Below are 24,640 nucleotides of genomic sequence, written 5' to 3'. Positions count from 1 at the left end.
CTTCGCCCCGTTGCAGGAGAAGGAATGAACACAAGCGTTTTCCCCGAGGTCGCCCATGTGGACCAGCTGGCCCTGTTGCAGATGGGTGTTCCCGGCCTCGACGACATCCTAGGCGGAGGACTCACGCCACATCGCCTCTACCTGCTAGAGGGGACTCCCGGCGCGGGCAAGACTACCGTCGCGGTCCAGTTCCTGCGCGAGGGCGCCGCGCGTGGAGAGTCGGTCTTGTACGTCACGCTGTCGGAAACCAAGTCCGAGTTGGAGGGGGTCGCGCAATCCCATGGCTGGGACCTGCGTGGCGTGGAAGTCCGGGAGATGCTTCCCGCGCAGGATGCCCTGGAACCCGACGAGCAGCACACGATGTTCCACCCCTCGGAAGTTGAACTGAGCGAAACGACGTTGCGCATCCTCGCCGATGTCGACATCATCAAGCCGTCCAGGGTCGTGTTTGACTCGCTGTCCGAGTTGCGCCTGCTGGCAGGCAGCTCCTTGCGCTACCGCCGTCAGATTCTTGCCCTCAAGCAGTTCTTCACGGGCCGCATGTGCACGGTGCTGCTGCTGGACGACCTGACCGCCGCGGACCAGGACCTCCAGGTCCAGAGCATTGCCCATGCAGTCATCCGGCTGGAGCAGCTGAACCCCGACTACGGCGCGTCGCGGCGGCGGATCGTGATCAGCAAGTACCGCGGGAAGCAATTCCGCGGCGGGTTCCATGACTACAAGATCGTGCGCGGGGGATTGCAGGTCTTTCCCCGGCTGGTTGCGGCCGAGCATGTGTCGCCATTGACGCAGACGCGCATTCCCAGCGACCTGCCCGCATTGGACCAACTGCTGGGTGGCGGACTGGAGAAAGGCACCAGCACGCTGTTCGTGGGCGCACCGGGCACGGGCAAGTCGAGCGTGGCAGTGCAATTCGCCATTGCGGCCGCCCAGCGCGGTGAGTGCGCCGCCCTTTTCATCTTCGACGAGAGCATCAACACCTTGCGCACGCGCTGCGAGGGCATGGGGATGGACCTCACCGCGCACATCGATTCCGGTCACATCCGGGTGCGCCAGATCGACCCGGCAGAACTGTCGCCAGGCGAATTCGTCCACGAGATTCGCGACGCGGTGGAGCATCACGACGCGACCGTGGTCATCATCGACAGCCTGAATGGCTACCTCAACGCAATGCCGGACGAGCGCTTCCTGATCGCCCAACTGCATGAACTGCTCACCTATCTGGGCCAGCGCGGGGTGGCGACCATGCTGATCGGCGCGCAGCACGGACTGATCGGTATGCAGATGCAGACCCCCGTCGACGCGAGTTACCTCGCGGACGCGGTGGTACTGCTGCGCTACTACGAACTCGACGGCGAGGTCAGGCAGGCCATCTCCGTGCTGAAGAAGCGTGGCGGTGCCCATGAGCGCACCATCCGGGCCTTCACGTTGACCTCGAACGGCGTGAACGTCGGCGAACCGCTACGCAATTTTCGCGGCATTCTCACGGGCATTCCGGTTCCGATCGACGGTGTCCGTTCAGCACCGTGAGTCAGGCACCTTCCAAGCTGGACTTTCGCGTCCTGCTGCGGACGGCGACCTCGAAGGACGCCCTGGTCGCGAGCGCCGTGCTCGAACGAGCGCAATTCGATCCGCACGTCTGCACCGACATGGCAGAGCTGGTCACGGAGCTTTCGGCTGGTGCCGGCGCCGTGATGCTGGCCGAGGAGGTGATCTCCGGTCCGGTCATGACGGAACTGAAGGTCGCACTAGCCTCTCAAGGGCCCTGGTCCGACCTGCCCGTGATCGTGCTGGCGCGACAGGGAGCGGACTCGCGAGCGATCGCGGACGTGATGGACGAATTTGCCAACGTGACGGTCATCGAGCGACCGATGCGCGTGGCCGCCCTCGTGAGCGCGGTACGCACCGCCTTGCGCTCGCGCCGCCGGCAGTATGAACTGCGTGGCCTCCTGGGCGGGTTGCGCGATGCCGACCAGCGCAAGACCGAGTTTCTAGCAACCCTGGCGCACGAGCTGCGCAATCCGCTGGCGCCCTTGAGTACCGCCTTGTCGTTGCTCGCACGCAGGAGGCCTTCGCCGGAGGAGTCCGAGAAATACTACGAGCTGATGCGACGCCAGGTCGATCATATGGTGCGCCTGGTGAACGACCTGATGGAGGTGTCGCGCATCACGCGCGGAAAGATTGAACTGCAGATGCGGCCAGTACTGCTCGACGCGGTGATCGACGACGCGATCGACCTGAGCCGGCCACTGATCGAGCGCGCTGGTCACACGCTGAGCATCGAAATGGGCGCCGAGCCGCTCGTGATCAGTGGCGACGCGGTGCGCCTGACACAAGTCTTCTCGAACCTGCTCAACAACGCGGCGAAGTACACGCCCTCGGGCGGCCACATCCGGCTTTCCGCAGGCCAGCGGGACCGTCAGGCCGTGGTCGAGGTGAGCGACACGGGTGCCGGCCTGTCGCCGGACATGCTGAAGTCGATCTTCGACATGTTCGTGCAAGTAAGCGGGACTTCGAAGGCGGCGCAAGGCGGTCTCGGCATCGGGCTGACCCTGGTCAAAAGCCTGGTCGAACTCCACGGCGGCAGCGTTGAGGCTGCAAGCAAGGGCCTGGGCCTGGGCGCCGAGTTCACCGTCCGGCTTCCTCTGGCGAAGAGCGTGCCTGTGATCACACCTCCGGCAATCGCATCGCAGGACGCTTGGGGCACGACCTTGGACGGCGTCATCCTCGTCGTCGACGACAACCGCGATGCGGCCGACAGCTTGGCCGAGTTGTTGCGATCGCTGGGGGCGACTGTCTTCGTCGCGTATGGCGGGGAGGAGGCGCTCCGACTGGCTAGCTCGAACCGGTTCGACATCGCCGTGCTCGACATCGGCATGCCGGGCATGGATGGCTGCGATCTGGCGCGCCATCTGCGCGCCGAGCCCGGGGGCGCCCAAATGATGCTGATCGCGCTGACGGGCTGGGGCCAGCAAGGGTACAAGGAGCGCATCGCAGCGGCGGGGTTCGACTATCACTTGCTGAAGCCACTGAATCTGACGGAGTTCATGACGGTGCTTGACGCGGCTTAGATCGGGTCGTGCGCCTCGGGGGTGTTGGCGCAAGCCTGGGGCGCCGCGCGGTGCCACGGCCAGCGTCTCCGTATTCCCTCGTGCTCTCGAGGTAACCCTTGCTGCCCTGCTGCAAACGCGTTCGAGCCGGGCCGTCGAACTGGGCCTACCGGCGAAAAGCCGGCCTTCATAGTCGCCGCAGAACTTGCTCAGAACGTTGGTCGCTTCCTGGTGGTGACGCGGTTGTCAGCTGGCCAAGACTGCTGTGGTTGCGTCGAAGCTTTCGACAGTCAAGCGCTCAAGACTCTGCGCATATTGAGTCGCAAGCCCTCCGAGGGCCATCGTTGCCTCGCGAGCGGCTTCCAGCACATGACGACATGCTTCGTACATGGCCCCGGAAGGGGCGAGCCGCGCCCGCGGCCCCGAAATTGCCAACGCCCCTTGCAGTTCTCCGTTCACGCCAAACACCGGCGCGGCAGCGGATGCGGTCTCGGGGTCTCGCTCTCCATAGGACACTGCCCAGAACCGCTCGCGAATGGCCTGGAATTCGGGGGCCGCAGGTAGCGAGAACGCAAGCAGAACCTTGCCTGATGCACCCTGCGCGACCGCGTATTCCTGGCCTATCTCCACCGACGCACGCACCGCCCTGGAAGGTTCGACCCGGAAGAGCGCGACTCGCTTGTCCTCGTGCCTGACGTAGAAGGATGCGGTCTCGCCCGTCGCGACGCTGAGCTGCTTCAGGATGGGTTCGATGACATGCCCTACCTGAAACGAGCGCTGATAAATCGAAGCCAAGCGAAGCGGCTGCGGACCGATGGCGTACTGCCCATCGGCCAGCTTGCGAATGAAGCCACCGTGTTCGAGCGCCGATAGCAAACGCAACACCGTGCTCTTGTACAGCCCGGTCCTCTTTGACAGTTCGGTGAGCGTCAATGCCGCGTCCCTCGCGCTGAAGGCGGCGAGCAGCGAAAAGGCCCTGTCCAACACCGCAACGCCGCTGGATTCGGCGTTATCGGAAGTTTGAGCGGCGGGCGTTGGTTCGGTCATGGGAATCACCAGGCAATCGTGGACGCGCTTCTTTCAGAACTGCGAATCGCAGTGTGACACGGCGCCCGAGGCGGGCTCCCAAAGCGCAATCAAAGGGTTTACCCGCTCCCGAAAAGTAGAAGCTTGCCCGTATAGTTCTATTCAACAGACCATAATTCTATCCGATAGAACTCTAGCAGATGCCCAGGAGACAAAGATGAGCAGGACGAACTACCTCGCCGTTCGCGCCGATTGGCTTGCTCTGCAGGAGGAGGAGGTCCTTGAGCCTGGCCTGCACATCGTCGACGCCCATCATCACTTCTTCGACCGACCCTCCTGGACCTACCTGGTTGACGACTTCCTGGGCGACGCGCGCACAGGCCACAACGTCGTCGCATCGGTCTACATGCAGGCTCAGACGCGTTATCGAGTGGATGGGCCCGCCGCCCTCAAGCCGGTTGGCGAAACTGAATTCGTTTCCGCGGTGACCCGGCAGCACGGCAGCGGTGGTCCCAACGTGGCCAAGGCCATCGTTGGCCATGCCGACCTTCGTCTGGGCGCTGAAGTGCGCGAAGTCCTCGAGGCTCATGTCCAGGCGGGCCAAGGCCGGTTCAAGGGCGTGCGCCACCTGAGCACCTGGGACGCGGATTCGTCCCTCGTCAACCCGCTGTCCGCCGCCCCCAGAAGTCTGCTCATGGACAAGGGCTACCGCCAGGGCGTCGCGCAGTTGGCCGCGCTTGGCCTTTCCTACGACGCCTGGCTGTTCTTTCACCAACTGCCCGAGCTGTTCGAGCTCGCCAAAGCCGTACCCGACACCCCTGTGGTCATCAACCACTGCGGCGGCATCGTTCGAATCGGAGCCTACGAGGGCCACCGCTCGCAGGTGTTCGAGACATGGCTGCATGGCATGCGCCAACTCGCGAAGCTGCCCAATGTCTACGTGAAGCTCGGCGGCCTCGGCATGCGCATCAACGGCTTCGAGTTCGAGAAGGGCGCGACGCCGCCCACTTCCCACCAACTGGTCGAGGCCTGGCGCCCATGGATGGAGCCGTGCATCGAGCTGTTCGGGGCAGACCACTGCATGTTCGAAAGCAATTTCCCTGTCGACAAGGGTTCCTACAGCTATGCCACGTGCTGGAACGCCTTCAAACGACTGACCTCCAGCGCGGGTGCCGATGAGCGGCGAGCGCTGTTCGAGGGGACGGCAAGTCACGTGTACCGACTTGCGTGACGCCCCGGCCCTTTCCCGCTGTCCACATCCCTAGGAGACTTCCTTGAAATCCCATAAGCACACCCTTCGCCTCGCCGTGTTCGCCGCACTCGCACTTTGCGGGGCGGCCGCCAGCGCCCAAGCCGCTTATCCGTCACAACCCATCAAGGTCGTTGTGCCTTTCCCGCCTGCCGGAGGCACGGATGTGCTGACGCGTCTGGTGGCGAATGAGGTAACCCTGAAGGACAACAAGTGGACCTTCATCGTCGACAACAAGCCCGGCGCTGGCGGGAACATCGGCATGGATGCCGTCGCCAAGGCCAAGAAGGATGGCTACACCTTCGGCACCGGACAGACGGCCAACCTGGCCATCAACCCGACGCTCTACACAAAGATGCCCTTCGACGCGCTGAAGGACTTCGAACCTGTGGTGCTGCTCGCTTCGCAGCCGCTGGTCCTGGTGGTGCGTGCGGATTCGCCCATCAAGAACCTGGCAGACCTCAAGACTCAAGGTCAGGCGAAGCAGCTCACCATGGCCTCCGCGGGTACGGGAACTGTCGGTCACGTCGGTGGCGAAATGTTTGCCAAGCGCGCGGGCATCAAGGTAATGCATGTGCCCTACAAGGGCGCCGGCCCGGCCACCACCGACCTGCTTGGCGGACAGACCGACATCTATTTCGCCACGCCGCCCAGCGTCATCTCCATGGTCAAAGCCGGCAAGCTGCGCGCCGTCGCGGTGACGTCGCTCAAGCGCATCGACGTCCTGCCCAACGTGCCCACGGTCGCCGAATCCGGCTACCCCGGCTTTGTTGCGGAAGACTGGAAGGCTGTGGTCGCACCGGCCGGCACGCCTCCTGAGGCCATCAACAAGATGAATCAGGTGATGAACGCCGCGCTGGCCCGCCCCGAGGTCGTTGCCCGCCTGAAGGATGAGGGCAGCGTCGCGCGCGGCGGCACGCCTGCAGAACTTGGTGCGTTCCTGAAGACGGAGAACACCCGTTGGGGCGCCGCGGTCAAGGAGTCGGGCGCGAAGCTCGACTGAAATTTACCTTAACCATTTCAGGAGACCATCATGAAGTTCAGCTCTATCCGTCGCGCCTTGGTTCTCGCCGGCGCGGCCGGCCTGTTCAGTGCCTCGGCACTTGGTCAGAAGCCCATCACCATCATCGTTCCCTACGCAGCCGGCGGAAGCGCCGACCTGGCAACGCGCGCACTCGCTCAGTTCGCGGCACCCGGCGTCGGTGCGCCTATGGTGGTGGACAACCGCACCGGTGGCGGAGGTGTAGTTGGCTGGGGCGCGGCTGCACGCTCTGCGCCAGACGGAACCACTCTGCTGACGGTCGAGCTGTCGTACGCCATCGCTGCTGGGCTGATTCCCACGCTCCCGTTCGACCCACAGAAGGCGTTCACGCAAGTCACGACGGCGGTCAAGGTTCCTCACGTGCTGGTCGTGAACCCCGCCGTGCCGGCGAAGAACGTTCAAGAGTTCATCGCGCTGGCCAAGGCGCAGCCCGGTAAGCTCAACTACGGCTCGGGTGGCAATGGCACGAACACCCACCTTGCAGGCGAGCTGTTCAAGAACACTACGGGCGTGGACATCGTGCACGTACCGTACAAGGGCGCCGGCGCCGTGCTGACGGACTTGATGGGCAATCAGGTGCAGGCGCTCATCACTTCCGTCCCCACCGCGCTGCCGCACATCAAGAGCGGCAAGCTGCGCGCCCTGATGGTGACGGGCGCCGAGCGCAATGCGATGCTCCCCGATGTACCCAGCGCCAAGGAAGCCGGCATCCCCAAGATGGACATCGACTACTGGATTGGCATCGGTGCGCCGGCGGGTACGCCCCAGGCGACCGTCGACAAGCTCAACAAGGCGTTCAACGCCGCGCTCGCTCAACCCGAGGCCAAGAAGAAGTTCGCCGAGATGGGCATGACCGTGGTCGCCAACACGCCAGCACAGGCCACGCAACTGGTGAACAGCGAAATTCAGCGCTGGACTACTGTCATCAAGCAGGCCGGCATCAAGGCCGACTGAGGAGGCAGACATGACCAACGCACTTCGCGGCATCCGCGTGCTGGACCTGACCAACGTGCTCGCCGGTCCCTTCGCCTGTCACCAGCTCGCTCACATGGGCGCCGACGTCGTCAAGGTCGAGACCCGCAATGGCGGAGACCTGGCACGCCAACTCGGCGCCGACGCCGAACTGAACAAGCGCTACATGGGCGTGTCGTTCCTGGCGCAGAACCCCGGCAAGCGTTCCATCACCATCGACTTCAAGCATCCGGCGGGGAAGGATGTCTTTCGCAAACTCGTGCGCTCTGCCGACGTGCTCGTGGAGAACTTCAGGCCAGGGGTCATGAAGCGCCTGGGCCTCTGCTACGAAGAGCTGCTGAAGGAAAACCCAAAGCTCATCTACTGCGCCATCTCGGGCTTCGGACAAGAGGGGCCTCTTCGGGACCTGCCGGCATATGACCAAATCATCCAGGGCATGTCCGGCGTCATGAGCATCACGGGCGCGCCGGAGAACGCACCGTATCGCGTCGGCTATCCCATGGCGGACACCATTGGAGGCATCACGGCCGCGTTCGCCGTTGCTGCAGCGCTGGCGGACAGAAGCCGCGAGGGTGGCACGTTCATCGACGTCTCCATGTTGGAGGCCGTGATGTCGACGATGGGCTGGGCCGTCTCGAATCACCTGGTCGCTGGACGAGAACCCAAGCCGATGGGCAACGAGAACGTGACTGCGAGTCCTTCGGGGACGTTTCGAACGGGCGATGGACTTCTGAACATTGCAGCGAACAAGCAAGAGCAGTTCGAGGCCGTCTGCCATGTGGTTGGCCGGCCGGAACTCATTCAAGATGATCGCTTCAGCGAGCGCCAGAGTCGCCTCCAGCATCGCTTCGAGCTCAAATCCATTCTCGAGGAGGCCATGGCTTCTCGGTCCGCCAACGAGTGGTGGAAGCTCTTCAATCAAGCCGGCGTGCCGGCAGGGCCGGTCTACAGCGTGCCGCAGGCGCTGGAGCACCCCCAGGTTGCCGAGCGCGGCCTTGTGGGAACTTTCTCGGACGCGCCGGGTGTCGGTCGCGACATCCGCCTCCTGCGCACAGGTTTCAAGGTCAACGGGGAGGCGCCGCGAGTCGACTCGCCTCCGCCGACGCTGGGTCAGCATTCCGAGGAAATCCTGGCGAGCCTTGGCTACTCGGCTACGGAAATCGAAGCACTCAGAACGGAGAAAGCGATATGACCGATGCCACCTCCTCGGACGCTCAAAAGACCACGGAGGACTGGTGGCGCACGAGCATCATCGACATGTCTCCCGGAGTCATCCGCTACCGCGGGTACCCCATCGAAGACTTGATTCGCCAGAAGGTGAGCTTGGCCCAGATGATTTGGCTGATGACGAGGGGCGAGCTTCCGACCCGCGCCCAAGGCCTACTGCTGGAGGCCGCGCTGATGTCCGCGGTCGACCACGGCCCACAGGCGCCGAGCATCGCGATTGCGCGCATGGCCGCGACCTGCGGTGTGGGGTTGAACAGCGCAATGGCATCTGCGGTCAACGTCCTTGGCGATGTCCATGGCGGCGCTGGCGAGCAGGCGGTCGAGCTTTATGAGGACATCGCTGCGCGCATCGACGCCGGTTCGCCCGAGGATGAGGCTGTCGACGCAGGGCTTCAGGCGTTCATTGGAGTGCACGGCAAGGTCATCTCAGGATTCGGCCATCGCTTTCACCCGGTCGACCCGCGAAGTGCACCCCTGCTGGAACTCGTTGACGAGGCGGCTGGCCGCGGAGAGGTGAGCGGACGATTCGCGCACATCGGCCGGGCGGTCGAGTTGAAGCTGAGTGCGAGCAAGGGCAAGCCCATCCCAATGAACATCGATGGAGCGACGGCGGTCATCTACGCCGAGCTTGGCTTTCCCGCACCCTTGGCCCGGGGCCTGTTTTGTGTTTCAAGGTCCGTCGGCGTGCTTGCTCACGCATGGGAGCAGACCCAGCAAGGTGGCCGCATCAAGGGACCCATCCCGCGGCAGTACATCCCAACGTACGAAGGTCAACACGTCCGAGAGGTGCCTGACCAGCGCTAGTCGAGTTCAACATTCGGCTCGCTGCGCAATGACCTCTTTGCGCCTGAGTCGATGACCGGTTTGGGCCCTCCCCTGCCCTCCACCAGCGCCGCAGCCGTAGATCACGTCGTCCCCGTGGCCCCGTTGATCTTCGGGTTGCGCTGGATCAGCTCGCGGATAGGCACCGCGCCGAGGTCGTCGATAGGCACCGACGAAAACGATCGGCCGTAGCGGCCGATGGGTGTGCGAATGGCGTCGCAGCGTGGGTCATGGTCGTGTGTGTGCTCAATAGATAAGAGCTCCATCGCGATGCCGCGACCGCCGGATGCGGAGCCCGTTATGCCGCACAAAAGCTGCGTGGCCAGCGACAGCGAGATCAGGGGCGTGCCGGGAATGCTCAACAGCATGTTCGAGATGGACTTGAACCCGCCGACGGACCCAACTACCGCTCCAAAACCGACATCGGCACAGGTATTGATGACCGGCAGGGCGCAGTTGAGCCCCGCCGGTCAGCGTCTTCAGCTTCTCGGGATGATGTAGCCGTCCGCAGCGGCTCGGACCACTTCCGCGGCGCTCAGGTTGCCGCGCGGTCGGTGATGTCGCAGCGGAACGCCTGCGCCCGCCCGCCTTCATCCCGGATAGCGGCCACGACCCTCTCGGCGACCTCCAGGCTCATGTCCTATACGGCGACCTTGGCGCCCTCGCGCGCAAAGCGCCGGAAGGTTGCCACGCCAACACCGCCGCCACCGCCGGTGACCACCGCTGTCTTGCTTTCGACGAACCGATTGCAGTCATTTGAATTGACTATTCGACTTTCGCCTCAGTCCACTGCGTACCTTCTGTCATGCCTTCTCCGAAATTGATGCTGGTCCGGCGCGGATTGCGATTGACCATCAACCTGACGACGTCACCCCGGGCGTAGTGCCCGGAAGGATCGTAGGCCGCCTTTGCGACGGCGATGGTGGAGAGATCCATGTCCGCGTACAGGATTCCTTCCTGGTCTTGCGGCATGTGCTCCACCAAGGGTTGACCATCGGGGCCGAAAATCATGGAGTACCCACCGCCGGGCTTGCCTCCATCGGAATTCAGCAATAGGGTCTTCTCGGGCGTGTCGCACAAGAGGTCGAACATGTCCTGTCCCGTGATGGCACTCGCATGCAAGACGAAGCAACCGCCTTCCAGCGCATAGACCTGGCTCGCGGAGAGATTCACTTCGTGACCCAGCGCGTAAGCAGTGCCGCGGTACAGCGTGAACGAAGGCCACGAGGCGACATGGACCTGCTCGTGCATCGAATACATCGCGTACTTCGACAGCGGCTGGATGTGTTCGGCGCAGCAGAGAGCGCCCAGACGCCCGACGCTGGTGTCGACCACCCGAAAATCGGAACCGTCGCCTTCCCCGAACAGGGTGCGCTCGACGTGGGTCGGCTTGAGCTTCCGGCGCTTGAAGAGCATCTCGCCCTTGTCGCTGATCAGGGCCTGGGAGATGTAGAGCGATCCGCCGTCGATCTCCGAGAAGCCGATCACCACGTTGACATTCGCCTCGGCGGCCGCCGCGGCAATGGATGCGAGTTCCGGACCCTCCGCGTGCAACGAATTGGCGTGGTACCGCGACACGAACTGCATACCCCAGGCTGGCGTGCCGAGCCAAAGCCACCAAGGGTAGCCAGGAATGAACACTTCCGGGAAGGCCAGGAGCTTGGCTCCGTTCGCGCCCGCTTCGGAAATCAGGCGAATGGCCTTTTGTGTGGAGGCTGCGGCGTCCATGAAGACGGGGGCAGCCTGTACGACCGCGATCTTGAAGGCAGTTTCAGACATGAGTTTTCCTTGGGTGATGAGAGCGGGACTACCGCGGCATGTCGCGTCGCACGCCGAATGGATCCACCGGCCACTTGCGCGTGATCAGGCTCCAGGCGCCACCGGGCGCCAAGATCATCGTGACGATGGCAAGGGAACCGAGGCCAATGAAATACCAGGAGCCGTAGGAAGCGAAGCTCTCGCGCAGCAGGAAGTACACAAGCGTGCCGAGGATCGGCCCCTCCAGCGTTCCGATGCCGCCGAGCACGGCGATGAAGATCGCTGCTGCCGACCAGTTCAATGAAAACGTGGCGTCCGGTGTGACCTGCAGCGTGTTCATATAGGCGACAGCCCCCGCCAGTCCGGTCAGCGAACCTGCGATGACCCACAGCACCAGCTTCGCTCTGCGGATCGCCACGCCCGAAGCTTCTGCAGCCGCCTCCGAGTCGCGCACGCTCATGAGCGCCAGGCCGAGCCTGCCGCGAAGGATCGTGCGGGCAACGACGAGCGTTCCAACGCCGACTACCAGGGCCGCCCAGTAGATACCTGCGTTACGGGTCCATCGATCGAAGCTGCTCAGGGCCTCCAGAGGCATGCCGCCGCCCGCACCGAGCCATTCGTTGTTCAACGTCAGAATCCGCATCATCTCGGCAAGCACCCAAGTCCCGACGGCGAAGTGCGCGCCGCGAAGCCGGAACATCGGATAAGCGCTGACTACGGCGAAAAGGCCGGTTGCGATGGCGGCCAGGGGCAGCATCATCCAGGGATTGAATTCCAGCCTGTTCGACAGCGCGAACAGCGCGTAGGCCCCTACGCCGACGAACATCTGGTGGCCAACCACGACGAGACCGCCGTACCCCGCCAACAGGTTCCACGCCAGGGCGATGGCGAACACGGTGAAGATTTCAATCATCAGGCGCTGCGTCCCGAAGTTGGTGAACCAGGGCACGGCCGCCAGGACGCCGCACACCAGCAATGCAGTGGCAAATGCCAGTCCTTTGCCTTTTGCGCGCACGGATAAAGGAGCTCGGAGGGTGGTGACGGTGCTCATCGCTGTGCCTTTCCAAGCAAGCCTTGCGGTCGCGCGAGCAGCGCGATCAGGAAAACAAGGTGGCCGAAGAATGGTCCGAGGCCCGAGGAGACCTTGGCGCCAAAGAGCTGGGCGACGCCGATGACCAGTCCGCCGATGAAGGTGCCCCAGACGTTGCCGAGCCCTCCGAGAACGACCGCCTCGAACGAATAGAGCAAGCGCTCCGGGCCGGATGTCGGAGAGAAAGGCGTGCGGATTCCGTACATGACGGCCGCGAGTGCAATCACGGCCAGCACGAACCCGGTGACGAGCGCGAAGAAGTTGCCGTCGTTGACGCCGACGAGGCGCGCCGTGCCTGGATCGTCCGCCACTGCGCGGGCCTGCCGGCCAAGATGCGAATGCCCGATCAGCCAGCTGGTGCCCGCGAAGATCACCGCGCTGATCAGCGTCGAGACAAGCGGCAGCAGTCCGACCGAGACGCCGGCGATGTCGAAACCTCGGAGGGAGAGATCGCCCGCCTGGAGGCTGCGGGTGTCCGCGGTGAAGGTCTCCTGGAGCACGTTCTGCAGCACGATGGAAAGGCCGAAAGTGAGAAGAAGCGGCGTCAACGCGCCCTTGCCAACGACACGGTTGAGAAGCACCCGCTGGAGGACATAGCCGATGACGAACATCAACGGCACGACCGCAACGAGTGAGACGAAGGATCCGACCCCCGCGAACTGCATCACCGTCGAGCACAGATAGGCGCCAAGGACGATGAGATCACCATGCGCGATGTTGATCATCTTCATCACACCGAGGCTCAGGCTCAGGCCAAGCCCGAACAGGGCATACAGCGCGCCGAGCATCAGGCCGCCCAGCAGCGTTTCAATGAGTGTTTCCATGTCAGATCCCGAAGTAGGCTTGCGCGACTTGCGCCTGGTCGGCCGATTCGGATGCCCCCTCGAGGACCACCCGGCCTTTTTGAATGCAGTAGTAGCGATCGGACTCGGCCAGCGCACGCTTGACGTTCTGCTCGACAAGCACCACCGCCAGCCCGTCGTTGCGTGCCCGGCCCAGCAGGTCGTAGACCTCGTTCACTGCCACAGGCGAGAGGCCCAGCGAGATCTCGTCGCACAGCAGGTACTTCGGGTTGCACACCAGCGCGCGCGAAAGCGCAACCAGCTGCTGCTGGCCGCCTGACAGCGCTGTTGCGGGACGATGCTGGAACGCTTGCATGACGGGGAACTCCCGCATGAGGCGCTCGACGGACCACGGCCCGGGGCGGCCATTGCGCGCGGCGAGCTGCAGGTTCTCCAAGACGGTCAGGCTCGGGAACAGTCGTCGACCTTCGGGCACGAGCGCGATGCCGCGGTTCAGCTGCCTGCGCTCGGAGTCACCGCCGATGGCCTGATCGTCGAGAAGCACGCCGTCGCGTCGTGTCCGCACCGAGCCGACGATCGAGCGGAGCAATGTGGATTTGCCGGCGCCGTTGGAGCCGATGAGGGCCACGGTTTCGCCGGGCGCAATCTGAAAGCTCAAGCCGAACAGCGCCTGGAACAAGCCGTAGTACGCATCCAGTCGATCAGTGCGCAGCATGGTCCAGCTCCTCCTCGATGTCCGAGCCCAGGTAGGTGTCACGCACCGTGCGATCGGCCATCACCGTCTTCGGGTCGCCATCGCAGATCACAGCGCCGCTTGCCAGTACGACGAGCCGATCGGCGGCGGAGACGAGGGCGTGGACGAGATGTTCGATCCACAAGACGGTCACTCCGCCTTGGTGGATCGTCACGATGAGCCGGAGAAGCTGCTGCATTTCGGCATCGGTCAATCCACCGGCCACTTCGTCGAGCAGCAACAGGCGCGGACGCGTGGCGATCGCTCTTGCCAGCTCGAGCCGTTTGCGCTGCAGCAGCGTCAGGGTGCCTGCCAGCTTGTCCGCCACCCCATCGAGCCCGCAGCGCTGGATTGCGTCGACCGCGGCCTGCTGAGCCGCTTGCCCATGCAGTCCGCTGCCGAAGGTGGCCGCCACGAGCACGTTCTCGTAGGCCGTCATGCCGTCGAAGGGCTGCGGAATCTGGAAGGTGCGACCGATGCCGGCTCTGCACCTCTCGGCGGCATCGTAGATGGTGACGTCCCTGCCATCCAGGTAGACGCTTCCGCTGTCGCATCGCGCGCTGCCCGAGATCAGGCCGAACATGGTGCTTTTTCCAGCCCCGTTCGGGCCGATGACGCCAATGAATTCCCCGTCCTCCACGGACAGCGACAGCTTGGGGATGACCGCCATGTCGCCGTAGCGCTTGGTGGTGTCACGCAGTTCGAGCAGCATGTCGGAACCTGTCAAGCAATCGACAGCAACTCGAACTTGCGCTGGACCGGGATTTCCGGTGCCGTCTTGTTGTTGGTGATGAAGAGTTCCGGCTTGGCACCATTGAGGATGCGCCACTGGCCGCCAACGACGCGCATCTTCGAGACGTTCTTGATTCCGCTGGACGTGAAGTCGAGCCTGCCGATGATCGTGTCGTGCTTCATCACGCGCAAGGCGTTGGCAACTTTCACGGGATCCTTGGGGTCCCCGCTCGACTTGAGAGCCTGGATGCCGGTCTCGAACAGCGCATGCACCACGCCCATGGGTTGGGTCCATTCGCGCTTGGTGGCAGCCGTATAGGCATCGGCAAACTGACTCGCAGTCTGGCCTGTCAGGCTTGACTTGAAAGGATAAGCCGGTGTCCACCAGATCTCGGTTGACATGCCATCGGCGCGGGGACCCAGAGCGGCGACGCCACCGGGAAACAGCAGCGCCTTGGCCACCGTGGCCGCCTTCGGCCTGAATCCCATCTGTGCAGACTGCTTGACGAACGAAGCCCATTCGGGAGGATTGAACAGGCCGGTCACGATCTCGACGTTGTCCTTCTTGAAAGCCTGGATGTACGACGAGAAGTCATCGGCGCCGACCGGGAATCGCCCGATGTCGACGATCTTGTAGCCAGCCTTTGCAAAGGCCGCGGGCATGCCGAGCTTCATGTCGCCCATGGCGTTGCCCGGCACGTCGTTGCTGAATGCGGAGCCGATCACCTTGTTCGATGGCACGCCTTGCCAGGTGTCCAGGTACACGTCGGCGATGTCTTCCAGACCCCAGAAGAAATGGAAGACGCTCTTGAACCCCTTCGTGGGGTCGCCTTTGAGCGGAAACATCCAGGCCTGCCAGGGACCGACGGTCGAAAGGCACGGCACGCCGTTGAGCTCGCACTGCTGGGAAGCGTTCGGTCCGATCGCGACCTGTGCCAGCATCAGGTCGATGTTCTCCTTGTTGATGAGTTCAGCAGCCAGGTTGGATTGCCGGTCCGGGCTGCTTTGGTCGTCTCGCGCAAGGATCTCGACCTTGTACTTCCTCCCGCCGATGACCAGGCCATCGGCCAGCGTCTTGCGGACCTGCTCCAGGATGAAGTCGTCCGCTTCGGAAAACGGCGAGAACGGTCCTGTCCTCGGGCTGATGTAGCCGATCCTGATCGTGTCCTTGTCGGCTGCCCAGGCCCGGCTGGCCTGCCCCAGCGCCGCGACGGCCGTGAGCGCTGCCGCGCCGCGCAGCAGTCCCCGCCGGCTCGACACGAGGCTCGATTCCAAGGTCGTCTGAATGTCGTTTGAAGTGGTCACATTGGTCTCCGTTGAGGTGGAGGCCTTCACGAGGCCCTGGGAGCAATGGTCCGCTTCCCGGCGGCGACAAACTTTGCTGCATCAGCCAGGAAACTTGATTCAAACGGCCCCTGCAAGGCGGCCGGCGGCGTGGTGGCGGACGCCGACCCGAGGGTTTCTTTGGCATCAACCTTGCGTGGAAATTGACGAAAATCCTTGCAGCCCCCGGGCTTTGATCTGTCTTGACCAGGCTTTTGCACCATCCACGGGCCTGCCAATGCCTCGATCGTGCGCCATGCAACCTGTTACAGCCGAACCCTCCTCGCGAGTCATTGACGCTTCCACCGCCGGCCTGACCCCGCGCGACAAGTTCGGGTTCTGGCAAGAAGTGGTGCGCAAGGCGCTCGTCGACCTCGAATGCCGGCCCGACGGGAAGAGCCCGTTCGAAGCGTCTGTCAGCGGGACGCGACTGAGCGCGCTCAGCGTCGCGTGCATCGAGGCATCCCCGCACCGCGTCGCGCGCCTGCCTGCCGGGATCTCCCGCTCGGGCGACGAATCCCTGATCTTCAACTTCATTCTTTCCGGCTCGGCGCTCGCCGAACAGGACGGGCGATCGGTGCTGCTGAAACCGGGCGACGGTGCAGTATGCGACGCGCAGCGTCCCTACAACCTGCGCTTCGACGATGCGTTCAAACTCATCACCGTCAAGCTGCCGTTCGGCTCACTGTCGCATCGGTCGGCGGGCATCCACCGCATCACTGCGCGCAGCCTGACCGAAGCAGGCCAGATGTGCCCGATCCTGTTCGGCTACCTGGTGGGACTGAGTCAGCAACTGCCTTCCATGGACGCGGTGGCTTCCGAGAGGATCGCGCGCAATTTCACGGAGTTGCTCGCATCGGCGCTCGACGAGGCGATTCTCAGCTCACCGTTGCCTCTGTCCGAGTACCGTGCCACCGCCCTGGTCCGGGTCAAGGATTTCCTGGAACGCCACCTGGATGCCTGCGAGTTGGACGCGACCATGGTCAGTGCCGCGCTCAACCTCTCGCCGCGGTACATCAACAAGCTGTTCGAGGCGGAGAACACCTCCCTTGCGCGCTACATCTGGCGCCGCCGCCTGGAGCGCGCCGCATGCGACTTGCGCGATCCTGCGCGTCATTCCATAGGCATCTCGACGATTGCCATGGCTCGCGGATTCAATGATCTGAGCCACTTCAGCCGTGCGTTTCGCCAGAGGTTCGAGATGTCGCCGCGCGCCTATCGCCTCGGAGGCGGCGCGGAGCGGGTCGCCTGAGGGCTAGGCAAGAGAGCCGTTCGCACTCTCAAGTGCGTCGGGCAACGCAGATGCCGACGTCGCGCCGAGCAAGGTCATGCTGCGCACCAGTTCGGCTGCAAGCAATCCGATCACAGCCTCGGCGCCCCGGGCGCCGTCGGCCGCCAGGCCGTAGAGCACCGGACGACCGACGAAGGCCGCCGTCGCGCCCAGCGCCAGGGCTTTGGCGATGTCGCCGCCGCGCCGGATTCCTCCATCCATGAAGACCGGGATCCGGCCGTTGATTGCCGCGACCACGCGAGGCAATGCCGAAATGGCTGAAGGTGAAGCGTCGTTCTGACGACCGCCGTGGTTGGAAACGATCAATCCGTCGACGCCGTGGTCGACCGCCAGCCGTGCATCGTCTGGGTGAAGAATGCCTTTGAGCAACAGTGGGCCCTTCCAGAGCCCGCGCAACCACACGAGCGTTTCCCACACGAGCGAGCGATCCATCGCTCTTGCGAGGAGCGCAGCCTGCATGTTCGCCGAACCAGCGTTGCCGCCCGTGGCTGTCAGGTTGGCAAAGTCCGGCGCGCCACCCGGCAACATGCGCATCGACCAGCGCGGGTGCGTGATCACATCCCAGGCCACCCTTGCGGTCGGCTTGAAGGGGATGCGAAAGCCGTTTCGCAAGTCCGCTTCCCGATTCCCGCTGACCGGGACATCGACCGTCAGGACCAAGGCATCGTACTTCGCGCGCGCCGCGCGCTCCACGATCTGACTTGCCATGTCGCGATGCATCACGTAGAGCTGCATCCATTGCACGCTCTCGGGAGCTGCAGCACGCACGTCTTCCAGACGCATGTTGGACGCAGTCGAGAGCGCGAAGGAAATTCCGGTGCGCGAAGCGGCGGTGGCCAGCAGACCGTCGCCCCCTGGCCGAACCAGGCCGTTCAAGCCGGTCGGGGCAATGCCGAATGGCAGCGCCCACTTGCGCCCAAACACCTCGATCGAAGTTTCGACCGTCGTGGTGTCGCGCAACACGCGCGGCGTGAGTTCCACGGCCGCGAGATCGCTCAGGTTGCGACGAAGGCAATGGCCGTCGTCGGCGGCTCCTTCGATGTAGTCGAAGACGAAGCGCGGAAGGTCCCTTCGCGCCCGGCTCCGGAAATCTTCTGTATTGAGGAGCATGTGCCTGGTAGAAGGTGTGGTCAGGCCGTTGCCCGCGCTTCGACCAGGCGCACGAGCGACAGCAGCGTTTCGGTTGTGGGCAGCTTCATGTTGAAGCGCTCGGCCGCGGTGACCGCTGCTCCATTGATCGCTTCGATCTCGGTGCGACGTCCGGCCTGAACATCCTGCAACATCGATGGCTTGTGCCCCTTGTGCCGGGCAATGGCGCCAGCGACATTGGCCTTGCACTTGGCCGGATCCACTTCGATGCCGAGCCTCTGCGCGACCGACAGTACTTCAACGACGACTTGCTCTGCGAGGCGGCTGCCTTCAGGCGAAAGACCGAGCGGATCGACCGTGCACCCGGATACGGCGCAGATGCTGTTGAGAGCGGCGTTGAACGCGACCTTCGCCCAGATCGCTGTCGAGGCGAACTCGCTGATCTTCTCGACGTTGCCCAAGCCGTTCTGCAGAGACAACACATGGACGTCTGGGCTCATCAGGTGCTTGACGCCCTGGAGCGCGGCGCCGGTGTGCAGGGTCTTGGTAAAGATCACGATCAATTCGGGTTGTTCCCGAGCTTCCTCAGGGCGGTAGATCTTCAGCGTCCCGACGTGCCGATCGCCGTCGTCCGTGACCAATCGCAAGCCATTCGACTGGACTGCGCCGATGTGCGCATCGTTGATGTCAATCAAAGTGACGTCATTGCCGCATTCAGCCAGCAGGCCGCCAAACATGGAGCCCATGGCGCCCGCGCCGACGATCGCAATTTTCATGATTCGCCTCAGGAGTTCAGCTGGTGACCGCCGCCACCGAACTCGGCTTCAGCAGAACCTCGCGCTTCGGGATGTGGCGCCTGACGACAAGAAGCGCGATCATCGCGAAGACCATCGCGGTGCCAAGCAGGGCGAGATAAGCCATCGCACCACCGGCCGTGATGACCGCTGCCCCAGCGAAAGCACTGAGAATCGCACCCAGTCGTCCGAAGGCCAGCGCGGACGCGGTGCCGGTCGCTCTGACACTGGTGGGGTACATGAACGCGCACAGCGCGTACATGGTGGACTGCACCGCATTCACGAACATGCCGTGCACGCCGAAACCGAAGATCAACAGGTTCGTGTCGCGCCCGACGTTCAGGGTCTGCATCGCGAATGCACTTGCGGCCGCGCCGGCGCAGCACAGCACCAGGGGCCAGCGAGACCCGAACCGCGTAATTGCGACAGCACAGACCAAGGCCCCGATCACGCCTCCGAGGTTGTAGGCGGTCAGGCCCGAGCCAGCGACGGCCATCGACAATCCTTCGGATGCCAGCATCGTCGGCAGCCAGCTGAAGGCGCTGTAGACGGCGGTAAGACACATGAAGAAGGCCGCCCAGGTGGCCAGCGTATCGCGCGCCAGACCGTCCGAGAAGAGCGCGCCAAAGCCGGCCCGTTTCTCCACGACCTGTTCCGCCATGTCGGTGTAAGTCACGTTGGCAGCCATCGGACGGCCCATGCGCCCCATCAGCTTGCCCAGTTCATCCCAGCGTGCCGGATGGCGTGCGAGGAATCGAGGCGACTCCGGCAAGGTGAACAGGAGAATGGTGGCGAGCACGATGGGGAAGGTGCCACCGATGAAGAACAGTCCGCGCCAACCGAATGCCGGCAGGATTTCGCCCGCGAAGAGGCCCGCCAGCATGCCGCCGAGCGGAACGCAGACGATCGTCGCGGTCACTGCGAGCGTCCTGCGGCGCGCCGGCGTGAATTCGGCTGTGACCGTGGTCGAACTCGGCAGGGCGCCACCGATGCCGAGGCCGGCGACGAACCGCAGTGCGGCCACGGTCAGGATGTCGGGCGCCAAGCCGATTGCGCAGGTCGCCGTGCCGAAGACAAAGACGCTGGAGATGACCGCCATCCGGCGGCCGAAGCGGTCTGCGAACAGGCCTGCGCAGGCGCTGCCGATCCCCATGCCGATGAGGCCGGCGGCGACGGCCGGTGCGAAGGCGCTTCGCGTGATGTTCCACTCCTTGATCATCAACGGAATCGCGAAGCCGATGAGTTGGCCATCGAAGCCGTCCATCACGATGGACAAGGCTGCCAGGAGGACCACCACCTTCTGCATGGTCGTGTAGGCGCCTTCGTCGAGCAAACGGCCGATGTCGGCATTGCCCTTGAATGGAATCGCTTGGGGGTTCATGCGTGTACTCCGGGATTGCCTCAGAAGGGGTAGTGACGCGGGCTCGTTTGAACGGTCACCCATCGCAGGTCGGTGAAGGCATCGACACCGGCTTTTCCACCGAAGTGCCCGATGCCGCTGCCCTTGACCCCGCCAAATGGCATCTGCGCTTCGTCGTGCACCGTGGGCCCATTCACGTGACAGATGCCGGACTCGATACGTCGCGCTACCAGGATGGCACGCGCCACGTCCCGGCCGAAGACCGCGGCCGCCAGCCCGTACTCGTTGTCGTTGGCGCAAGCGACCGCCTCTTCGACGCCACTGACACGGACGATGCCCTTCACGGGGCCGAAGGCCTCCTCGCGGAAAATGCGCATGTCGGAAGTCACGTGGTCGAGCAGAGTCGCGGGCATCAGCGTGTCCTGGGCCTTGCCGCCGGTCACGAGCTTCGCGCCCTTGGCGAGCGCATCGTCGATCAGTTCGTTGCAGCGCCTTGCCGTGCTCATGCCCACGACGGAGCCGAGGACCACCGGGCCAAGGCGCGGATCCCCGAGCGGAAGACTCGCTGCACGTGCGCTCAATCTGGCAACGAATTCATCGGCGATGGCCGAATCGACGACGATCCGCTCTGTCGACATGCAGATCTGTCCCGAATTGGCGAAAGCACCGAACACGGCCGCATCGACGGCGGCATCGACATCGGCATCGTCGAGGACGACGAGCGGCGCCTTGCCGCCGAGTTCGAGAACCACCGGCTTCAGGTACTTCGCACAGGTAGCGGCAATGAGCTTGCCCACGTGGGTGGAGCCCGTGAAGTTCACGCGTCGAACAGCCGGGTGCGAAATCATCGCTTCGACCACGGCAGCCGCATCGGCAGGCGCGTTGGTGACGAAATTCACCACGCCCTTGGGCAGGCCGGCCTCCTGCAGCGCTTCGATGATCAGGCCGTGCGTCGCCGGGCAGATTTCGCTGCCCTTGAGCACCACCGTATTGCCGCATGCCAACGGCGTCGCGAGGGCTCGCACGGCCAGGATCACCGGCGCATTCCAGGGTGCAATGCCCAGAACCACGCCTGCAGGCTGCCGCACCCCCATGGCGATGTTGCCGGGCACATCGGAGGGGATGATTTCGCCGCTGATCTGCGTCGTCAACGACGCGGCCTCGAGCAGCATGCCCGCCGCGAGGTGAACGTTGAAACCCGCCCAGATCGCCGACGCACCCGTTTCTGACGCGACGGCAGCCGCGAATGCCTCGCCTTTTGCTTCGAGCGCCTGGGACGCCTTCATCAGCATCGTGCGGCGCTCGCTTGGGCCGGTGCGCGACCATGTCTTGAACGCTTCCGCGGCAGCCTCGACCGCCGCGACGGCGTCTTCCGCGGTTGCCGCGGGTGCGACAGTGGCCACGCTGCCGTCGAGCGGATTGCGCCGCTCGAAGGTGGCGCCGTTGCGAGCCTGGGTTCGCTCGCCATTGATCAACATCGAAATCTTCATCTGATTTGTCTCCTTGGGGTTTGAATGGAAGCGGGAGTGCGAAGCGCGCGCTGTGAATCAGGCGACCTGAACCTCCACGACGCTGGGCGCCGTGCCGGCAAGGGCACGATCGAGCACAGCCCTCAGGTCGCCGGAATGGCGCACGAGGGTGGCGTCGCACCCCATGCCCCTGGCCAGCGACAGGAAGTCGATGCCGGGCAGTTCGGTTCCCTGCACGACATCGGTCGCAGAGAACCCGAACACGGGCGCGAAATCCTGCAGCGCGGCGTAGCGGCGGTTGTTCAGGATCACGAAGGTGATAGGCAGCTTCAGTTGTGCGGCACTCCAGAGCGCCTGGATCGAATACATGCTGGAGCCGTCCCCCATCAGGCAGATGACGCGTGTGCCCGCTTTGCCGAGCGCGACACCGACTGCCGCGGGCATGCCGTAGCCGAGTCCGCCGCTGTCCATGGTGTAGAAGGTCTCGCTGCGGGTGATCGGCAGATAGGCCTGCATCACCGGGCGCGCGCTTGGGGCTTCCTCGACCACGATGTCCCCGGGCGCTTTCACTTCGGCCAGCGTCTGAAGGACATAGGCGACTGACATCAAGGGTGAAGGCTCTGCCCGTGGTGCCTGGGTCCTGGCCGGCGGAACGGCCCGGGCTTTCGGCGCCGGCCGGGCGAGGAGATCGAGAACTCCCAGTCGAATGCTGCCGACCGCCGATATTCCGACCGGCGTCCAGGCCGCGGTGTCCGGGTCATCGGTGAGCTGGCACAAGGTGGCACCGGCCGGGATGTGGGGTCCTGCGCCTTCGACGTGGTAGGCGAACGCGGGCGCGCCGATCGCCAGGATCAGGTCATGACCAGCGAGCAGTTCGACGATCCGCTCGCGCGTCGCAGGCAGGAAGCCGGCGAACAACCGGTGATCTTCAGGGAAGCTGCAACGGCCCGACATCGGCGCTGCCCACACGCGGGCGTTGTGCGCCTCGGCCAGCGCAACGACCTCGTTCCACGCGTTGTCGCGATCGATCGCGGCACCTGCGACGATCGCCGGTCGGTCGCCTGCATCCAGCGCTTCGCCGATCTGGGCCAGAACCGCGGGCTGCGGGCGAAGTTCCGTACTGACAATCCTTGCCGGCACGTACTCTGCGGGTTGGTCCCAGTCGTCCACCGGCACCGACACGAGCACGGGGCCACGCGGCGGCATCATCGCGATGTAGTATGCGCGCGCGATGGCCTGGGGCACGTCCTGGGCGCGTGCCGGCTCGATGCTCCATTTCACATAGGGCTTGGGAAGCTCGGTGGCCTGGGCGGAAGACAGGAACGGGTCGAAAGGCAGGATCGAGCGCGCCTGCTGGCCCGCGGTGATGACCATCGGCGTGCGATTCTTGTGCGCGGTAAAGATGTTGCCCATCGCATTGCCCACGCCTGCTGCCGAATGCAGGTTCACGAATGAAGCGTTGCGTGTCGCCTGCGCGAATCCATCCGCCATGCCGACCACGGTGGCCTCCTGCAAACCAAGCACGTAGCGGAAGTCGCTTGGAAAGTCCCGGAACATCGGCAGCTCCGTCGAGCCCGGATTCGCGAACACGGAGGTCATGCCGAAGCGGCGCATGAGGTCGACGACGGCGTCGCGAACGGTGACGGTGGAGGGTTGCTTGGCCGTCTCGATGGCGGCGCGCGGCACAGGTCCGGTCATTTCGTGCATTTCCTTGTGGTGCGCCGACTGAGTCGCGGCGCTTGTCTCGATGGCGCAAGTGTGGAAGTTCCCCGCCTTCATGAAAATTGCTTTTTTGAGAGAAAGTCATTAGCGTTGGGCATGACTTTCGATCTCCGGTCTCTCGTCGCCTTCAACACCATCGTTTCGTCGGGGAGCCTCGGGCGAGCGGCCGAGGCCTTGAACGTGACGCAACCGGCGCTCAGTCGCACGATTCGCAAGCTGGAGGACGAGGTGGGCGCCCCCTTGTTCGAGCGTCACTCCAAGGGAATGCAGTTGACGGATGTCGGGAGGGCGTTGCAACCGCACGCGCTCCTCCTGCAACGCGAGTCAGAGCACGCGAACGAGGACATCAAGGCGATACTCGGCCTGGCCAAGGGCACCATACGTGTCGGGGCAGTCGGCAGCATCGCCTGCCTGGTGCTTCCATTGGCGATTGGCCGCACGTGCAAGAAGTGGCCGAATCTTCAGGTCCAGGTCATCGAGGGAGTCTGGGATCGCCTTGCCGATGCGCTCGTCTCGCGCGAGATCGATCTGGCGCTGGGGGTCGACATCGCGGACACGGACGAGATCGTTGCCGTGAAGGATTGCCGTTGGGAGGACACCAGCTATGTGGTCGCGGGACGGCGCCATCCGCTGCGCAAGAAGGCAAGGCTCAAGCTCGCCGATACGCTGCAAGAGCGTTGGGCCATCCTTCCGAAGGGAACCGGGCCTTTCGAGCACATGAGGAAGGTTTTTGCGCGACACAACCTGGCACTGCCCAACGTCGTGGTCGAGACACGCTCCGTGACCGCACTCAAGAGCTTGATCGGCCACTCGGGATTCCTTGGCTGGATGCCCGAGCCCATGTATGACGCCGAGCGAAAGGCAGGCCTCATCGATACCCTGGAGATCCCTGGCGCGAGCGACAAGAGAACGCTGACGGCCTTCCGCCGAAGGGCCGGCATGCTGCCCGGTCCTTCGATGAAGCTTCTCGAGGAATTGCGCGCCATGACGGGGCCGCAGTCTTGACCGTTCAGAAAACCTGGAGCAGAAGCGTCCAACGGTGCCTCCTCAACAGGCCTGCTACTGGCATGTGACGCTCGTTCATGCAT

22 protein-coding genes and 1 pseudogene are annotated in these 24,640 nt (G+C 64.0%); 9 read left to right on the top strand and 14 right to left on the bottom strand.

Annotated elements, in window-relative coordinates; translation table 11 throughout:
- Window positions 1-24 precede the first annotated feature (24 nt).
- Window positions 25-1,530, top strand: coding sequence for an ATPase domain-containing protein (locus AC1DF3_RS25150; RefSeq protein WP_478141214.1), 1,506 nt, complete (start codon window positions 25-27; stop codon window positions 1,528-1,530).
- The gene (locus AC1DF3_RS25145; RefSeq protein ID WP_478141213.1) at window positions 1,527-3,071 is read left to right on the top strand and encodes a hybrid sensor histidine kinase/response regulator; all 1,545 of its coding nucleotides are present in this window, start codon (window positions 1,527-1,529) and stop codon (window positions 3,069-3,071) included. The genes AC1DF3_RS25150 and AC1DF3_RS25145 overlap by 4 nt, the downstream gene beginning before the upstream one ends.
- Before the next feature lie 225 nt (window positions 3,072-3,296).
- On the opposite strand, the gene AC1DF3_RS25140 is transcribed toward AC1DF3_RS25145, so the two are convergent.
- Window positions 3,297-4,097: an IclR family transcriptional regulator gene (locus tag AC1DF3_RS25140; RefSeq protein ID WP_478141212.1), complete on the bottom strand. Its 801-nt coding sequence runs from the start codon at window positions 4,095-4,097 to the stop codon at window positions 3,297-3,299.
- A gap of 196 nt (window positions 4,098-4,293) precedes the next feature.
- Between AC1DF3_RS25140 and AC1DF3_RS25135 the strand changes: the two genes are divergently transcribed.
- The 5 genes from AC1DF3_RS25135 to AC1DF3_RS25115 are packed head-to-tail and all read left to right on the top strand — an operon-like array spanning window position 4,294 to window position 9,370.
- Window positions 4,294-5,307: an amidohydrolase family protein gene (locus tag AC1DF3_RS25135; protein WP_478141211.1), complete on the top strand. Its 1,014-nt coding sequence runs from the start codon at window positions 4,294-4,296 to the stop codon at window positions 5,305-5,307.
- A 43-nt stretch (window positions 5,308-5,350) separates the two neighbouring features.
- Complete coding sequence (locus AC1DF3_RS25130; protein ID WP_478141210.1) at window positions 5,351-6,328, top strand: Bug family tripartite tricarboxylate transporter substrate binding protein; 978 nt, start codon at window positions 5,351-5,353, stop codon at window positions 6,326-6,328.
- 30 nt (window positions 6,329-6,358) lie between these two features.
- On the top strand, window positions 6,359-7,321 hold the full coding sequence (locus tag AC1DF3_RS25125) for a Bug family tripartite tricarboxylate transporter substrate binding protein (RefSeq protein ID WP_478141209.1): 963 nt from the start codon (window positions 6,359-6,361) through the stop codon (window positions 7,319-7,321).
- Window positions 7,322-7,331: 10 nt separating this feature from the next.
- Window positions 7,332-8,531 carry a CaiB/BaiF CoA transferase family protein gene (locus AC1DF3_RS25120; protein WP_478141208.1) on the top strand — a complete coding sequence of 400 codons (1,200 nt, stop codon included), beginning with the start codon at window positions 7,332-7,334 and terminating at the stop codon, window positions 8,529-8,531.
- A complete protein-coding gene (locus AC1DF3_RS25115) occupies window positions 8,528-9,370 on the top strand; it encodes a citryl-CoA lyase (protein ID WP_478141207.1) in 843 nt (280 codons plus the stop codon). Before AC1DF3_RS25120 ends, AC1DF3_RS25115 begins: the two co-directional genes overlap by 4 nt.
- Window positions 9,371-9,471: 101 nt before the next feature.
- On the opposite strand, the gene AC1DF3_RS25110 is transcribed toward AC1DF3_RS25115, so the two are convergent.
- The 8 genes and pseudogenes from AC1DF3_RS25110 to AC1DF3_RS25075 all read right to left on the bottom strand — a co-directional run bounded on the left by AC1DF3_RS25110 (window position 9,472) and on the right by AC1DF3_RS25075 (window position 15,839).
- Window positions 9,472-9,756 (bottom strand): hypothetical protein, encoded by a 285-nt coding sequence (locus AC1DF3_RS25110; RefSeq protein WP_478141206.1) that lies wholly within the window; start codon window positions 9,754-9,756, stop codon window positions 9,472-9,474.
- Between the two features lie 176 nt (window positions 9,757-9,932).
- A pseudogene (locus tag AC1DF3_RS25105) lies at window positions 9,933-10,157 on the bottom strand (SDR family NAD(P)-dependent oxidoreductase); the annotation flags it as partial.
- Window positions 10,154-11,167 (bottom strand): nitrilase, encoded by a 1,014-nt coding sequence (locus AC1DF3_RS25100; protein WP_478141205.1) that lies wholly within the window; start codon window positions 11,165-11,167, stop codon window positions 10,154-10,156. The pseudogene AC1DF3_RS25105 and the gene AC1DF3_RS25100, both read right to left, overlap by 4 nt.
- A gap of 28 nt (window positions 11,168-11,195) precedes the next feature.
- Window positions 11,196-12,197, bottom strand: coding sequence for a branched-chain amino acid ABC transporter permease (locus AC1DF3_RS25095; protein ID WP_478141204.1), 1,002 nt, complete (start codon window positions 12,195-12,197; stop codon window positions 11,196-11,198).
- Window positions 12,194-13,060, bottom strand: a complete 867-nt coding sequence (locus tag AC1DF3_RS25090) for a branched-chain amino acid ABC transporter permease (RefSeq protein WP_478141203.1) — start codon at window positions 13,058-13,060, stop codon at window positions 12,194-12,196. Before AC1DF3_RS25090 ends, AC1DF3_RS25095 begins: the two co-directional genes overlap by 4 nt.
- Window position 13,061: 1 nt before the next feature.
- On the bottom strand, window positions 13,062-13,754 hold the full coding sequence (locus tag AC1DF3_RS25085) for an ABC transporter ATP-binding protein (RefSeq protein WP_286537661.1): 693 nt from the start codon (window positions 13,752-13,754) through the stop codon (window positions 13,062-13,064).
- Window positions 13,741-14,484: an ABC transporter ATP-binding protein gene (locus AC1DF3_RS25080; protein ID WP_286537663.1), complete on the bottom strand. Its 744-nt coding sequence runs from the start codon at window positions 14,482-14,484 to the stop codon at window positions 13,741-13,743. The genes AC1DF3_RS25085 and AC1DF3_RS25080 overlap by 14 nt, the downstream gene beginning before the upstream one ends.
- A gap of 11 nt (window positions 14,485-14,495) precedes the next feature.
- Complete coding sequence (locus AC1DF3_RS25075) at window positions 14,496-15,839, bottom strand: ABC transporter substrate-binding protein (RefSeq protein WP_478141202.1); 1,344 nt, start codon at window positions 15,837-15,839, stop codon at window positions 14,496-14,498.
- Between the two features lie 244 nt (window positions 15,840-16,083).
- Here AC1DF3_RS25075 and AC1DF3_RS25070 point away from each other — a divergent pair, with 244 nt between their 5' ends.
- On the top strand, window positions 16,084-17,079 hold the full coding sequence (locus AC1DF3_RS25070; protein WP_478141201.1) for an AraC-like ligand-binding domain-containing protein: 996 nt from the start codon (window positions 16,084-16,086) through the stop codon (window positions 17,077-17,079).
- Between the two features lie 3 nt (window positions 17,080-17,082).
- On the opposite strand, the gene AC1DF3_RS25065 is transcribed toward AC1DF3_RS25070, so the two are convergent.
- From AC1DF3_RS25065 to mdlC, 5 genes are read right to left on the bottom strand one after another with little or no spacing between them, the layout of a single operon-like run.
- Window positions 17,083-18,228 carry an alpha-hydroxy acid oxidase gene (locus AC1DF3_RS25065; protein WP_286537666.1) on the bottom strand — a complete coding sequence of 382 codons (1,146 nt, stop codon included), beginning with the start codon at window positions 18,226-18,228 and terminating at the stop codon, window positions 17,083-17,085.
- A gap of 20 nt (window positions 18,229-18,248) precedes the next feature.
- Window positions 18,249-18,983 carry a ketopantoate reductase family protein gene (locus AC1DF3_RS25060; RefSeq protein WP_286537667.1) on the bottom strand — a complete coding sequence of 245 codons (735 nt, stop codon included), beginning with the start codon at window positions 18,981-18,983 and terminating at the stop codon, window positions 18,249-18,251.
- A gap of 16 nt (window positions 18,984-18,999) precedes the next feature.
- A complete protein-coding gene (locus tag AC1DF3_RS25055; protein ID WP_286537728.1) occupies window positions 19,000-20,382 on the bottom strand; it encodes an MFS transporter in 1,383 nt (460 codons plus the stop codon).
- Window positions 20,383-20,402: 20 nt separating this feature from the next.
- Window positions 20,403-21,851 carry an aldehyde dehydrogenase gene (locus tag AC1DF3_RS25050; RefSeq protein ID WP_286537668.1) on the bottom strand — a complete coding sequence of 483 codons (1,449 nt, stop codon included), beginning with the start codon at window positions 21,849-21,851 and terminating at the stop codon, window positions 20,403-20,405.
- Between the two features lie 57 nt (window positions 21,852-21,908).
- A complete protein-coding gene (gene mdlC, locus AC1DF3_RS25045) occupies window positions 21,909-23,528 on the bottom strand; it encodes a benzoylformate decarboxylase (RefSeq protein WP_286537729.1) in 1,620 nt (539 codons plus the stop codon).
- Window positions 23,529-23,648: 120 nt separating this feature from the next.
- Here mdlC and AC1DF3_RS25040 point away from each other — a divergent pair, with 120 nt between their 5' ends.
- The gene (locus AC1DF3_RS25040) at window positions 23,649-24,557 is read left to right on the top strand and encodes a LysR family transcriptional regulator (RefSeq protein ID WP_478141200.1); all 909 of its coding nucleotides are present in this window, start codon (window positions 23,649-23,651) and stop codon (window positions 24,555-24,557) included.
- The last annotated feature ends 83 nt before the right edge of the window (window positions 24,558-24,640 follow it).

This window comes from Variovorax sp. 10N432 (assembly GCF_056394465.1).
Note: the sequence above shows the minus strand (reverse complement) of the source record. Positions and strands in the feature narration are given on the sequence as shown.

Excerpts from the sequence above, each read along its gene's own strand:
- AC1DF3_RS25150 (WP_478141214.1), top strand. The coding sequence starts at position 25 with ATGAACACAAGCGTTTTCCCCGAGGTCGCCCATGTGGACCAGCTGGCC.
- AC1DF3_RS25140 (WP_478141212.1), bottom strand. The coding sequence starts at position 4,097 with ATGACCGAACCAACGCCCGCCGCTCAAACTTCCGATAACGCCGAATCC.
- AC1DF3_RS25135 (WP_478141211.1), top strand. The coding sequence starts at position 4,294 with ATGAGCAGGACGAACTACCTCGCCGTTCGCGCCGATTGGCTTGCTCTG.
- AC1DF3_RS25125 (WP_478141209.1), top strand. The coding sequence starts at position 6,359 with ATGAAGTTCAGCTCTATCCGTCGCGCCTTGGTTCTCGCCGGCGCGGCC.
- AC1DF3_RS25120 (WP_478141208.1), top strand. The coding sequence starts at position 7,332 with ATGACCAACGCACTTCGCGGCATCCGCGTGCTGGACCTGACCAACGTG.
- AC1DF3_RS25115 (WP_478141207.1), top strand. The coding sequence starts at position 8,528 with ATGACCGATGCCACCTCCTCGGACGCTCAAAAGACCACGGAGGACTGG.
- AC1DF3_RS25110 (WP_478141206.1), bottom strand. The coding sequence starts at position 9,756 with ATGCTGTTGAGCATTCCCGGCACGCCCCTGATCTCGCTGTCGCTGGCC.
- AC1DF3_RS25100 (WP_478141205.1), bottom strand. The coding sequence starts at position 11,167 with ATGTCTGAAACTGCCTTCAAGATCGCGGTCGTACAGGCTGCCCCCGTC.
- AC1DF3_RS25095 (WP_478141204.1), bottom strand. The coding sequence starts at position 12,197 with ATGAGCACCGTCACCACCCTCCGAGCTCCTTTATCCGTGCGCGCAAAA.
- AC1DF3_RS25090 (WP_478141203.1), bottom strand. The coding sequence starts at position 13,060 with ATGGAAACACTCATTGAAACGCTGCTGGGCGGCCTGATGCTCGGCGCG.
- AC1DF3_RS25085 (WP_286537661.1), bottom strand. The coding sequence starts at position 13,754 with ATGCTGCGCACTGATCGACTGGATGCGTACTACGGCTTGTTCCAGGCG.
- AC1DF3_RS25080 (WP_286537663.1), bottom strand. The coding sequence starts at position 14,484 with ATGCTGCTCGAACTGCGTGACACCACCAAGCGCTACGGCGACATGGCG.
- AC1DF3_RS25070 (WP_478141201.1), top strand. The coding sequence starts at position 16,084 with ATGCAACCTGTTACAGCCGAACCCTCCTCGCGAGTCATTGACGCTTCC.
- AC1DF3_RS25065 (WP_286537666.1), bottom strand. The coding sequence starts at position 18,228 with ATGCTCCTCAATACAGAAGATTTCCGGAGCCGGGCGCGAAGGGACCTT.
- AC1DF3_RS25060 (WP_286537667.1), bottom strand. The coding sequence starts at position 18,983 with ATGAAAATTGCGATCGTCGGCGCGGGCGCCATGGGCTCCATGTTTGGC.
- AC1DF3_RS25055 (WP_286537728.1), bottom strand. The coding sequence starts at position 20,382 with ATGAACCCCCAAGCGATTCCATTCAAGGGCAATGCCGACATCGGCCGT.
- AC1DF3_RS25050 (WP_286537668.1), bottom strand. The coding sequence starts at position 21,851 with ATGAAGATTTCGATGTTGATCAATGGCGAGCGAACCCAGGCTCGCAAC.
- mdlC (WP_286537729.1), bottom strand. The coding sequence starts at position 23,528 with ATGACCGGACCTGTGCCGCGCGCCGCCATCGAGACGGCCAAGCAACCC.
- AC1DF3_RS25040 (WP_478141200.1), top strand. The coding sequence starts at position 23,649 with ATGACTTTCGATCTCCGGTCTCTCGTCGCCTTCAACACCATCGTTTCG.